The sequence below is a fragment of the Corynebacterium pilbarense genome (assembly GCF_026930265.1).
Lineage (GTDB): Bacteria > Actinomycetota > Actinomycetes > Mycobacteriales > Mycobacteriaceae > Corynebacterium > Corynebacterium pilbarense.
The window spans coordinates 1-10,712 of sequence record NZ_JANRML010000026.1 but is presented as its reverse complement, the minus strand read 5'-3'; the positions used below and the strand labels follow the sequence as shown (position 1 = coordinate 10,712).

Here is a 10,712-nt window from a genome sequence, read left to right as displayed (position 1 = left end):
GAGTAGGTTACCGCCGACCCAACAACTTCACACACAAACACCCGCCGCACCAACACTGATGGTGCGACGGGTGCTTTTTCATATGTTGAGCTAGTGACCCACCGAGACCACCTGGGTGGTGCACACCAGCCAGTTGCGCGCCCGCGCGAAATTCCGCATTGCGGACAACTCCGCCTGCACCAACAATGGGTACGCACCCATGAAAACCCCCGGGGCGATACAACCCGGCGGGGCGCGACCTGCGAACTCGGGGCCACAGAGGTCGCGGGGCCAACACACGCAGCAACCATGACGCCGACAGTAGGGCGAAAGTCGAGTACCGGACGTCGAGTACACCCGCGTACACCGACGAACTCGACCTCCACCACTCGACCAACAACGCACCAACAACAACCCGGGTACGGTCCACACTCCGCATTGCGGACAACCACGACGGCACCAACTATTGGCGCCCACCAACCAATTCCGTGCCGCGGTCACACTCCGCATTGTGGACAACTGCGCCTGCACCAATAATGGGTGCTTACCCAAGGACCATGTAGCTGGCGGTCTCGCACAAGTTAACGCCGGCGATTTCCCACCTGGGCAAACACCGGTCGAAAATGGGTGGACCGTCAACGTTTACGAAATGCGAAAGCCGCCCCGCGAAACTCCGTATTGCGGACAACCACAGGTGCGCCAACTATGGGTGCCACTCACGAAACTCGCGTTCCGGCCACACTCCGCATTGCGGACAACACCAGGAACACAAACATTGGGGAACACCCACAAAGCGTTATACGGGTAGCGGCCTAGAGAAACGGCGGCTACAGGGTCGGCCAGGTCTCGCTCAGCCGGAACTCGCGTTTGCTGCCGCTCAGCGGGTCGGTGAATTCCAGAGCTGTGCATCGCAGCAGCATCGGCACGGAAAAGTCCTCAGTGTCTGCCGGCAACAGATTGGGGTAGATCCTGTCGCCGAGGATTGGTGACGCCTCCGCCAACATTTGGACGCGGAGTTGGTGGGTGCGGCCGGTTTCGGGCTGCAAGACATAACGACCCAGCGCGCCTGAAACGCCATAGCGTCTCTGTAATGCCACCTCGAGGGCAGGCTCTAACTGTGAAACGTTCGACACCACGGTCGAGGCGTTCGGCTCGACGTCCGGTACCAACCGGGCAGCGGGCTCGCCGGATTGTTTGGTCAGGTGGTGGTGCCAGGGGGTGGCCGGAGGGACGTCGTGAAGCAATGCGATTGCTTCGTATTCCTTGCGTACCTCGCGACGCGCGAAGAGTTCCTGGTAGGCGCCGCGGATCTCGCGGCGTTTCGTCAGCAAGAGCAGCCCGGATGTCGCCCGGTCAAGGCGGTGAGCGGGCGTAATCTCTTCGTTGCCGGTCGCGCGTCGCAGCCGCACAGTCGCGGTTTCGGTGATGTGGGACGCGCGCGGCATGGTAGCCAAAAATGGCGGTTTGTTTACGACAAGGAGGTCGTCGTCCTCGAATACCGTGGTGATTTCGAAGGGCACGGGTGTCTCTGGCGCGGGCCGGCGGTAGAAGAAGACATCGGTGCCGGGTTGCAGCCAGGTTTCTGCGGTTAACGGGGAGCCGTCGCGCTTTACGACGGCACCTTCGGCAAACCTTGCCAAGACCGCATCCACGTTGTCCTCGGGATGTCGGTGGCGCTGGGTGGAAACGAGGTGCCAGATGAATTCGGCGGCTGAGATGCCCGGCCCTTCTGGCACGCGTGCGCGGGTGGCGCCGAGGCCGTCGCGGGGCGGCAGCGGCCCCGTATTCTTACTCTTTTTCCGTGCCATGCTGTGTAGTAGATTAGCCGCCATGGATTTAGGGTCTTTGGTTGAACCGCTGACGGCATTTTTCTCCGAGGGTATCGGTAAGGCCATCATGGACGTTCTGAGTGTGATTTACCAGGTGCTGTTCCCCGCGAACGCCCCGGCGGCGACGCCGCAGGAACTGCCGCGCTAACACGCCGGACAGCAGTAGACTGGGGTTATAACCAGCCGATCTGAGGGAAGGTTTGTATATGACCCAGGAAGATATCGTTGTCGTTGCCGTAGACGGCAGCCCCGCCTCCGACAATGCAGTCCGTTGGGCTGCAAATACGGCGATGAAGCGCAACATTCCGCTGCGCCTCGCGGCGGCGTACTCGATGCCGCAGTTCCTGTACGCGGAAGGCATGGTGCCGCCGCAGGAGGTCTTCGACGAGCTGCAGCGTGAAACCTTGCAGACCGTGGACCGTGCGCGCGAGGTCGCGCTCGAGGTGGCACCGGACCTGCATATCGGCCACGCGGTGGCGGAAGGCTCGGCGATTGACATGCTGCTGGAGATGTCCAAGGAATCCACCATGGTGGTGATGGGGTCCCGCGGCTTGAGCGGGATCTCCGGCATGGTGCTCGGCTCCGTTTCCGGCGCCGTGGTTTCTCACGCGTCCTGCCCGGTAGTGGTCGTGCGTGAAGACAACGCCGTGACGGAAGCGAACAAGTACGGCCCTGTCGTCGTCGGCGTGGACGGTTCTGACGTGTCGCGTCGCGCCACCGAGGTGGCCTTTGAGGAGGCAGCCGCCCGCGGTGCGGAGCTGCACGCGGTGCACACCTGGGTGGACACCCAGATCCAGGGGCCGGGGGCAGGCTACGCGGTCTCCGAGGACCACTGGAAGGCTGTGCGAGCGGAGAAGGACGAGCTGTTGAGCTCGTACCTGAATGAGCTTTCGGAGCAGTACCCGGACGTGGTGGTAAAGAAGGCCATCACCCGCGACCGCCCGGTGCGTGCGCTCGCAGCAGCTGCGCAGGGTGCACAGCTGCTGGTCACCGGCTCGCACGGCCGCGGCGGATTCAAGGGTATGCTGCTGGGCTCGACTTCGCGCGCGCTGCTGCAGGAGGCACCGTGCCCCATGATGGTCGTGCGTACACAAGATTTGTAAGCGAATTGTTACGCAACTGCATGCGATGCGTTGCTCGCCCAATCTATAAGGGGCGCATAATGGCTCCCGTACTGATTAACAATTAGAAGGGTTTGAAACACTATGGCACCTGCAATGGGTCTTATCGGTTGGATTGTTATCGGCGGTCTTGCTGGCTGGATCGGTTCGAAGATCCAGAACCGTGACGCGCAGATGGGCATCGGCCTGAACATCGTGGTCGGCATTATCGGCGGTCTGCTTGGCGGTTGGCTGCTCTCCGTGTTCGGCGTCGACGTTGCCGGTGGCGGGCTGTTCTTCAGCTTCCTCACCTGCCTGCTCGGCGCGGTGATCTTGCTGTGGATCATCAATCTGGTGACCAGCAAGCGTCGATAGGCGAAAGTGTGAAATCCCTCGGGTGGAACCCGGGGGATTTTTTCGTGCCCGGTGGACTATACGTACCGGTTTGTCTATATTGATATGCGACCGACGCACGAAGGAGTTTTCCTTGGCCACCACCAGCAAGAAGAGGCCAGCGCAGCGACGCCGGGACCGGCCGAGCCCGCGCCAGCGGCTGCTGGACGCTGCAACAAAACTGTTCACCGAAGAGGGCATCCGCGTCATCGGCATCGACCGGATCTTGCGCGAAGCGGACGTGGCAAAGGCCTCGCTGTACTCGCTGCTGGGCTCGAAGGACAACCTCGTTATCGCCTACCTGGACCAGCTGGACGAGCAGTTCCGCGCCCGCTGGGGTGAGCGCGCAGCGAAGGCGCCGGACGCGGACGCGAAGATCCTCGCATTCTTCGACATGGCTATCGACGAAGAGCCGGACAAGGACTTCCGCGGCTCTCCTTTCCTCAACGCCGCGGGCGAATACCCGCGCCCCGAGGTGGAGTCGGAAGAGCGCATCATCGCGGCGTGCATGGCGCACCGCTCCTGGATGCACGAAACGATCACGGCGTTATTGACGGAGAAGAACGGCTACGAGTCCTCCGCGCTGGCGGATGAGCTGCTGATCTTCCTCGATGGCGGGCTGTCTGGCGCGAGGATCCTGCACAGCATCGAGCCGCTGCGCACCGCACGCGCGCTGGCGGAAAACACCTTGGGCGCGCCGCCGCCGGATTACTCCATCTAGCGCGCCGACGCTACGCTGAGCTGCATGACCACGGCCCACATGCACACGCAGCCGCGCCGCATCACCGCCTCGCAGGTGATTGGCGAATTGCTGCTCACGTTCGGCGTGCTACTGCTGTTGTTCGCCTTCTACGAGTCTTATTGGACCAACATCGCCTCCGGCCGGATGCAGGATGAGGCGCAGACTCGCCTGGAAGAGCAGTGGGTCAACCCCCGACAAGCCAAAACCGCTGAGCTGGGCGACGCGTTCGCGCGCATGTACATCCCGGCGTTCGGCCAAGACTACCAGTTCGCCATCGTGGAAGGCGTGCAGGAGCACCAGCTGCTCACCGGCCCAGGCCACTACCCGGGCACGCAGCAGCCGGGCGAGGACGGCAACTTCGCCGTGGCCGGGCACCGCGTGGGCAAGGGCGCACCGTTTAACGACTTGGGTGCGCTGAAGGCTTGCGACGCCATCGTGGTGGAGACGCAGACCGAGTGGGTGACCTACCGCGTGCTGCCGATGTCGCAGGACCCGGGGGAGCGCCGCAGAGAGGGAATCGATTGCCTGCCCGGCGAGCTGAACGAGCGCATCGCGGCTGGCGACTACGCGCAGGTCAAGGGCCGCGAGATTACGCTTCCGGGCGACATCGAGGTGGTCAACCCCATCCCGGGCAACAGCTCGACGAAGGTGGAGCCGGGCACGGAGGGCCTGATCACGCTGACCACGTGCCACCCGCAGTTCTCCAACGCGGAGCGCATGATTATCCACGCGGTGCGCACGGAGGTGCAGCCGAAGGACCCGTCGGGTGCGGTCCCGGATGTAATGAAAGAGGTGCGATAACGATGTATGCGGCACTGTGGCGCAAGCTTCCCGGCCCCGCGCCGGTGAAGTGGCTGCTCACCCTGATCATTTTAGTGGGCGTGTTTTTCCTGCTCATGGAGGTTGTCTACCCGTGGGTGTCGTCGATGATGCCGTACAACGACGTCGCGGTGTAGCCGACTAGAGCCAGCGTGGCACCGGCGGCGCCCATGCGCGCAGTTTGGCCAGGAGCTCCTGCGGGTCGTCGGCGACGACCATATGCGCGCGGTCCGTCGGGCGCATGAAGCCCTGGTCCACCATGTGGTCGATCATCGCCACCAGCGGCGCCCAGAATTCGCTGCCCAGCAGCCCGATGGGTTTTTGGTGCAGGCCGAGTTGTTGGCTGGTCCATTCCTCGAACAGCTCGTCGAGGGTGCCGGCGCCGCCGGGCAGGGCCACGATGGCGTCGGCAAGTTCGCTCATGCGGGCCTTGCGCTCGGACATGGTGGTCACCACCTCGAGGCGCTCGAGGCCTTCGTACTGCAGCTCGTAGTTGGCTAGGTGCTCGGTGAGGATGCCAATGCTTGTCGACGCCCCCTCGGCCACCTCACCCATCAGCCCCACCTTTGACCCGCCGTAGACCAAAGTGATGTCGGCGTCCGCGAGTGCCTCGCCGAACGCCCTGGCCAACGCGGCGTTGTTCGGGTTGGTGCCCTCGCGCGCCCCGGCGTAGACGGCGATGGCTTCGATCTCGCGGGACTTCAGCGCCGGGAAAATCTCGCCGCGCAGCAGCGGTGCGAGCTCGGCATCGGGGGCCGTGGGGTCGATCCAGCGGGCCTCGGCGATCTCCGCGGCAGGCGCGGGGGACAGGCCGGTGCCGGGGTGCAAAAACACCGTGGAGGTGACGGTGCAGCCCGGCTCGTTGGAGGCGGGTGCGCTGAACTGGCCCAGGTAGCTCAAATCTTCCGGGTCGACGTCCAAGCCGACCTCCTCCCGGGTCTCGCGCAGCGCGGTGTCCACCAGCGTCTCGCCGGGCTCCGGCTTGCCGCCCGGCAGCTGGAACCGCGGGCTGGTGTGTTTGCGAACGCACAGCACGCGGCCCTGCTCGTCGGTGAACACGATGGCGGCTACGGAGATCATCACGGGACTATTCACAGGGCCAGGTTAGCGATTACTTCTTTCGCCACCGTTTCGGCCTTGACGGACTCGTGCTGGTTGGTGAACACCGCCACCGCGGTGGGCCCCTTGGCCACGGCGTACGCTGCGCCGATGCGGCCGGGCACGTCCCCGCCGCCGTGGCGGCCGCCGTCCCACCCGCCGGGCAGCGTCGCCGGCTGGGTCAGGTCCACCGGGGCGACGAAGTCCACCACGGCTCGGGCGTCTTCCGCAGAATCCATGTGGCGCACCAGCACGGTCAGTTGCGGCTCCTCGGGGTAGGACCAGAACTGGCACGCGGGCGGGTCGAAGCGGGGGTCTGTGCCCACGCCGGTGACGCGCTGGCCGTTGGTCTGCGCGACCCACTCGGTGTCCAGGTAGGGGCACTCGGTCCAGCTATCGCGCGGGGTGTCGGGCAGGGCCTGCACGGGCAGGGCGGGTTCGGGTGCGGGGGCGGCCGGAGGGTCGTCGATAGGCGAAGGCTCCTGCGAACACCCGGCGAGGGCGAGCACGAACAGGGCGGTGGGTACTCTCAGACGCATGAGCTCCAGATTAGTGCTGTTGGAGCAGCATCCCGGAAAGACCGCGGACTACCGGGCGCTCGACTCGGGCATCACGGTGCTGGCGGTGTGCCTCATGCTCGTCTCCTTCGGTGCGCTCGCGCGTATGCCGCTCAATAGCGCGCTGCTGCACATTGTGATGACCGCGGCGTTCGCATTTTTGCTGTTCTACGGCATGGTGGAGATGTACCGCTGGGGCATGTGGGGGCGTGTGGCGTGGATGCTGGGGGCGACGGCGGTGTGGGTGGCGGACATGACCGTCTCGCCAGTAGCCGTGTACTGGGTGTTCGTGCTGTTCTTCGTGGCGTTGCGCGCCTTTGACAACTGGGTCGGCTACGCGTGGGTGGTGGTGTGCCTGGGCATTGCGATTGGCATGCAGGTCCCGACCGGTCTCACCCTCGGCGGGATCATGGGCCCGGCGCTGTCCGCGGTGGTTGTGGTGGCGATCGCGTACGCCTTCGACACCATCACCCGCGTGAGCCGCGAGAGGCAGCAGCTTATCGACGAACTGCTGGCCACACGCGACCGCCTCGCCGACACCGAACGCGCCGCCGGCGTGGCCCAGGAGCGCGAACGCCTCGCGCACGAGCTGCACGACACGGTGGCGCAGAACCTGTCGTCGATCCAGATGCTGCTGCACTCGGCGGAACAGGACGTGCGGGCAAGCGGGCTGCCGGAGGATAAGGTGCAGGCGCCGCTGCGGAAGATGGAGACGGCGCGCCGGGCGGCGTCGAATAACCTGGCGGAGACCCGCGCGATGATCGCCGCGCTTGCGCCGGCGCCGCTGACGGAGTCCTCGCTGCGCGACGCCTTAGCGCGGGTGGCCGGCGACTTCGGCGAAGCAGGTGGGCTGGACATCGGGGTGGAAGTCGACGGCGAGGCCGTGCCGCTGCCAATGCGGGTGGAGGCCGGGCTGCTGCGCATCGCCCAGGGTGCGGTGTCCAACGTGATCAACCACGCCGAGGCGAGTATTGCCCGCATCACCCTGACCTACGCGCCGGAGGAGGTGCGCCTGGACGTGGTGGACAACGGCCGCGGCTTCGACGTTAACGCGCAGGGGTTCAAACCCAGCGGGCTGGGCCACCTGGGGCTGGATGCGATGCGCTCGCGCGCCGTGGAGCTGGGCGGAAAGTTGGAGATCGAGTCCGCACCCGGCGGGCCGACGGCGCTGACCGTGGCTGTGCCGGTTAGGATCAACCAAAAGACTGACCTTGACTCTAGCGAGGAGACCGACGTTGATCCGGGTACTGCTGGCTGACGACCACGAGATTGTCCGCCTCGGCCTGCGCTCCGTACTGGAGGCCGCCGAGGACATCAAAGTGGTGGCCGAGGTAGCCACCGCCGAAGGCGCCATCGCCACCGCGCAGGCCGGCGGCATCGATGTCATCCTCATGGACCTGCGCTTCGGCGCCGGCGCGGAAGGCCAGCGCGTGACCACCGGCGCCCGAGCCACCGCCGCGATTCGGGCCAACATGCCCCACCCACCCAAGGTGCTGGTGGTGACCAACTACGACACGGACGCCGACATCCTCGGCGCCATCGAGGCCGGCGCCGTGGGCTACCTGCTTAAAGACGCCCCGCCGGAAGAACTCGTCGCGGCGGTGCGCTCCACCGCGCGCGGCGACGCCACCATGTCACCCGTCGTGCGCGACCGGCTAGAATCCCGCGAGCGCACCCCGCGCTCGTCGCTCACCCCGCGCGAGCTGGAAGTGCTGCAGCTCGTGGCCGCTGGCTCCTCCAACCGCGAAATCGGCCGCCAGCTCATGCTCTCCGAGGCGACCGTGAAATCCCACCTTGTCCACATTTACGACAAGCTGGGCGTGCGCTCGCGCACCTCCGCCGTGGCGTCAGCGCGCGAGCAGGGCGTGCTGTAGCGGCTTATTTGGACAGCTTGGCGTGCACTTCTGCCGCCAGCTTGTTCAGGTCCTCGTCGATGGAATTGTGCGCCAGGCGGCGCTGCTCCGGGTTCGCGTGCTCGGCGTTGCGCACGGCCTGCTCCAGCTCGTCCAGACGCACGCGCGCGTCACCCTTGAAGCCCTCGCCGAGGTTGTCGGTGTGCTCGACGTTCTGCCGGACGGCGTCGATACGCGCCTTGAGCTCGGCGCCGCGGCCGGAGTGGCGCGCGAGATCCTGCGGGGTGAGCCCCAGGCCGGCGGCGCGGTTGTTCACCTGGCCCTGCTGGAGGGAGGTCAGCGCCTTGTACGCCAGCGGCAGCAGCACCGGCACCAGAATGCGCGCGGCGGAGACCCACTGCTTTGCCTTCTTCTGGGTCACGCCGGACTCCTGGATGCGCTTCAGGTGCGCCTTGGCCAGGTCCTTCTCGTGCTTCCGCTTGCGCTTCAGGCCCTTCTTCTCTTCCTTGAGCAGGCGCTTTTCCGCCTTGTCCAGGAGCTTGGCCACGCGCTCGTCGGCCTTCGCCTCCTGCTTGGCCAGCTGGCGCGCGTGCGACTGCGCGGCCTTGACCTCGGCCTTCGTCTTCGCGCGGGACTTGCGGATGGCCTCGAAAACACCCATGGTTTGCTCTCCTCTAATCGTTCGCTCTAACGCCCATTCACTGTACCTTCCGGGGCACTACCCCTGCCCAGGTATCGTTTGAGGCATTGTGAGTAACGAACCTGTGCGCGCCTCAGACCTCGTGGGCTGCCGCTTCCGCCAGCGGCAGCGCCGCGCGCACCCGGACGTACCCGAATTGCCGGAGGCGCTGCTGCGCCAGCCGCAGATCGACGCTGCCCGCGCCGCCGTATTCGACCTGCTGCCCGTCAAACGCGCCGTGGGCGACGGCGCCGGCAAGGCGTTTGTGCGTGTGGACATCGACCCCGGTGCGGATCGTGTCGCAGCAACACAGGATGCTTTTCGACGCCGCGCGCACCTGATCACCAACGCCACCCTGGTTGGCACGGTGGAGGGCGTGGACGCGGAGGCGGACGTGGACGTGCTCGTGCGCACCGAGGCCGGGTACCTGCCCGTGGTGATTTCCAACCACCGAGTGGCGCGGGCTCATCCGAGCGCCGAGCTTTCCATGATCCCCACCGGGCGCCTCGGGCTGGGTCAGCCGTTGACGGTGCACGCGAAGGCGCGCCACCACACCGTGGACGGCTACCGCGTCACGCTTGCCCACCTGCTGCTCGGCGAGGGCGCGGACGGCCGCGGGGCTGTGATCGGCCAGGACCGCACGCGCGCGTACCTGTGCGAGCCGGAGCGCTACATCGAGCCGCTTGTCGGCGCGCTGCTGGCGCCGCTGCCAGACGAGCCCAAGCGGTTGAAACAGTGTGCCACCTGCCGGTTCTGGCCGCTGTGTGAGCCGCGCCTGGTTGAGCTCGACGACATCTCGCTGCTGCTTCCGGGCGGCCGCGGCGACTACTGGCGCGAGCGCGGCATCCATACGGTGCAGCAGCTTATCGACGAAGCTCCGCCCGAGCCCGCCGCCCTCGCCCGCGCCTGGCGCGCCGGCATCCCCGTGCTGCGGCGATCCGATTTCACGCCCGCGCCCCGCGCCGACGTGGAAGTGGATGTAGACATGGAGGCCTACTTGGACCAGGGCGCCTACCTGTGGGGTACCTTCGACGGCACCGACTACCGCGCCTTCGCCACCTGGGACGAGGTCGGCGGCGACGCCGAGGAGGAAAACTTCACGGCGTTCTGGTCCTGGCTGATGGCGCGCCGGGCTTCCGCCCATGCGGAGGGCAAAACGTTCCGCGCCTACTGTTACGCCGCGGGCGGGGAGAACCACTGGCTGCGCTCGTCGGCCAAGCGCTTCGCCTCCGTAGACGCCGGGGACGTCGCCGCGTTCATCGCCTCCGACGAGTGGGTGGACGTGTTCGCCCATGTGCGCCGTTCGCTCGTGGGCACCGACGGGCTGGGGCTAAAGGTGCTTGGCCCGGTCGTGGGTTTTGAGTGGGAGGACGACGACGTCGATGGCGAACGCTCCGTGGCCCTGCGCCGCTCCGCCCGGTTTGGCGACCAGGCCGCGCGCGACATGCTGCTGCGCTACAACGAGGACGACTGCCGCGCCACCCGCGCCGTGCGCGACTTCCTGGATGCCGACGCGCCGGGCGTGCCCGAGTTCGGGTCGGTGTAGCAGAATCTGCTAGTTCGTCTTTTTGGGCAACTAGCAGATCACTGTTATGTCTATGGACATTTTGGACGCGGAGTCTGGTCACTTATTGGACATGGAGTCTGGTGACTTATTGGACAT

At 65.9% G+C, this 10,712-nt stretch carries 13 protein-coding genes; 9 read left to right on the top strand and 4 right to left on the bottom strand.

Annotation, left to right across the window (positions count from 1 at the left end; all coding sequences use genetic code 11):
• Positions 1 to 806: 806 nt before the first annotated feature.
• Positions 807 to 1,787 carry a pseudouridine synthase gene (locus tag NUW87_RS11095; protein WP_269028581.1) on the bottom strand — a complete coding sequence of 327 codons (981 nt, stop codon included), beginning with the start codon at positions 1,785 to 1,787 and terminating at the stop codon, positions 807 to 809.
• A 22-nt stretch (positions 1,788 to 1,809) separates the two neighbouring features.
• Here NUW87_RS11095 and NUW87_RS11090 point away from each other — a divergent pair, with 22 nt between their 5' ends.
• The 6 genes from NUW87_RS11090 to NUW87_RS11065 all read left to right on the top strand — a co-directional run bounded on the left by NUW87_RS11090 (position 1,810) and on the right by NUW87_RS11065 (position 4,999).
• Positions 1,810 to 1,956 carry a hypothetical protein gene (locus tag NUW87_RS11090; protein ID WP_172796707.1) on the top strand — a complete coding sequence of 49 codons (147 nt, stop codon included), beginning with the start codon at positions 1,810 to 1,812 and terminating at the stop codon, positions 1,954 to 1,956.
• Between the two features lie 58 nt (positions 1,957 to 2,014).
• Entirely contained in the window at positions 2,015 to 2,911 is an 897-nt protein-coding gene (locus tag NUW87_RS11085) for a universal stress protein (RefSeq protein WP_269028580.1), read from the top strand.
• Positions 2,912 to 3,013: 102 nt separating this feature from the next.
• On the top strand, positions 3,014 to 3,283 hold the full coding sequence (locus NUW87_RS11080) for a GlsB/YeaQ/YmgE family stress response membrane protein (RefSeq protein WP_035000283.1): 270 nt from the start codon (positions 3,014 to 3,016) through the stop codon (positions 3,281 to 3,283).
• 112 nt (positions 3,284 to 3,395) lie between these two features.
• Positions 3,396 to 4,022: a TetR/AcrR family transcriptional regulator gene (locus NUW87_RS11075; protein ID WP_269028579.1), complete on the top strand. Its 627-nt coding sequence runs from the start codon at positions 3,396 to 3,398 to the stop codon at positions 4,020 to 4,022.
• Positions 4,023 to 4,046: 24 nt separating this feature from the next.
• Entirely contained in the window at positions 4,047 to 4,844 is a 798-nt protein-coding gene (locus NUW87_RS11070) for a class E sortase (RefSeq protein ID WP_269028578.1), read from the top strand.
• Positions 4,845 to 4,846: 2 nt separating this feature from the next.
• Entirely contained in the window at positions 4,847 to 4,999 is a 153-nt protein-coding gene (locus NUW87_RS11065; protein ID WP_035000279.1) for a hypothetical protein, read from the top strand.
• A gap of 4 nt (positions 5,000 to 5,003) precedes the next feature.
• Here NUW87_RS11065 and NUW87_RS11060 read toward each other — a convergent pair whose 3' ends face one another.
• Together NUW87_RS11060 and NUW87_RS11055 are read right to left on the bottom strand one after the other, a co-directional pair.
• Positions 5,004 to 5,957 carry a TIGR00730 family Rossman fold protein gene (locus tag NUW87_RS11060; RefSeq protein ID WP_253704910.1) on the bottom strand — a complete coding sequence of 318 codons (954 nt, stop codon included), beginning with the start codon at positions 5,955 to 5,957 and terminating at the stop codon, positions 5,004 to 5,006.
• Positions 5,954 to 6,499 (bottom strand): DUF2020 domain-containing protein, encoded by a 546-nt coding sequence (locus NUW87_RS11055; protein WP_269028575.1) that lies wholly within the window; start codon positions 6,497 to 6,499, stop codon positions 5,954 to 5,956. The genes NUW87_RS11060 and NUW87_RS11055 overlap by 4 nt, the downstream gene beginning before the upstream one ends.
• Here NUW87_RS11055 and NUW87_RS11050 point away from each other — a divergent pair.
• Both NUW87_RS11050 and NUW87_RS11045 read left to right on the top strand, forming a co-directional pair.
• Positions 6,498 to 7,775, top strand: coding sequence for a sensor histidine kinase (locus NUW87_RS11050; protein WP_269028573.1), 1,278 nt, complete (start codon positions 6,498 to 6,500; stop codon positions 7,773 to 7,775). The genes NUW87_RS11055 and NUW87_RS11050 overlap by 2 nt on opposite strands.
• Complete coding sequence (locus NUW87_RS11045; protein ID WP_269028572.1) at positions 7,753 to 8,391, top strand: LuxR C-terminal-related transcriptional regulator; 639 nt, start codon at positions 7,753 to 7,755, stop codon at positions 8,389 to 8,391. The genes NUW87_RS11050 and NUW87_RS11045 overlap by 23 nt, the downstream gene beginning before the upstream one ends.
• Before the next feature lie 4 nt (positions 8,392 to 8,395).
• On the opposite strand, the gene NUW87_RS11040 is transcribed toward NUW87_RS11045, so the two are convergent.
• Positions 8,396 to 9,031, bottom strand: a complete 636-nt coding sequence (locus NUW87_RS11040) for a DUF6474 family protein (RefSeq protein ID WP_269028571.1) — start codon at positions 9,029 to 9,031, stop codon at positions 8,396 to 8,398.
• Positions 9,032 to 9,119: 88 nt separating this feature from the next.
• Between NUW87_RS11040 and NUW87_RS11035 the strand changes: the two genes are divergently transcribed.
• Positions 9,120 to 10,595: a TM0106 family RecB-like putative nuclease gene (locus NUW87_RS11035; protein ID WP_269028570.1), complete on the top strand. Its 1,476-nt coding sequence runs from the start codon at positions 9,120 to 9,122 to the stop codon at positions 10,593 to 10,595.
• The last annotated feature ends 117 nt before the right edge of the window (positions 10,596 to 10,712 follow it).

What these genes read in the sequence shown, in the direction of transcription:
- NUW87_RS11095 (WP_269028581.1), bottom strand. Translation starts at nt 1,787, where the DNA reads ATGGCACGGAAAAAGAGTAAGAATACGGGGCCGCTGCCGCCCCGCGAC.
- NUW87_RS11090 (WP_172796707.1), top strand. Translation starts at nt 1,810, where the DNA reads ATGGATTTAGGGTCTTTGGTTGAACCGCTGACGGCATTTTTCTCCGAG.
- NUW87_RS11085 (WP_269028580.1), top strand. Translation starts at nt 2,015, where the DNA reads ATGACCCAGGAAGATATCGTTGTCGTTGCCGTAGACGGCAGCCCCGCC.
- NUW87_RS11080 (WP_035000283.1), top strand. Translation starts at nt 3,014, where the DNA reads ATGGCACCTGCAATGGGTCTTATCGGTTGGATTGTTATCGGCGGTCTT.
- NUW87_RS11070 (WP_269028578.1), top strand. Translation starts at nt 4,047, where the DNA reads ATGACCACGGCCCACATGCACACGCAGCCGCGCCGCATCACCGCCTCG.
- NUW87_RS11065 (WP_035000279.1), top strand. Translation starts at nt 4,847, where the DNA reads ATGTATGCGGCACTGTGGCGCAAGCTTCCCGGCCCCGCGCCGGTGAAG.
- NUW87_RS11050 (WP_269028573.1), top strand. Translation starts at nt 6,498, where the DNA reads ATGAGCTCCAGATTAGTGCTGTTGGAGCAGCATCCCGGAAAGACCGCG.
- NUW87_RS11055 (WP_269028575.1), bottom strand. Translation starts at nt 6,499, where the DNA reads ATGCGTCTGAGAGTACCCACCGCCCTGTTCGTGCTCGCCCTCGCCGGG.
- NUW87_RS11040 (WP_269028571.1), bottom strand. Translation starts at nt 9,031, where the DNA reads ATGGGTGTTTTCGAGGCCATCCGCAAGTCCCGCGCGAAGACGAAGGCC.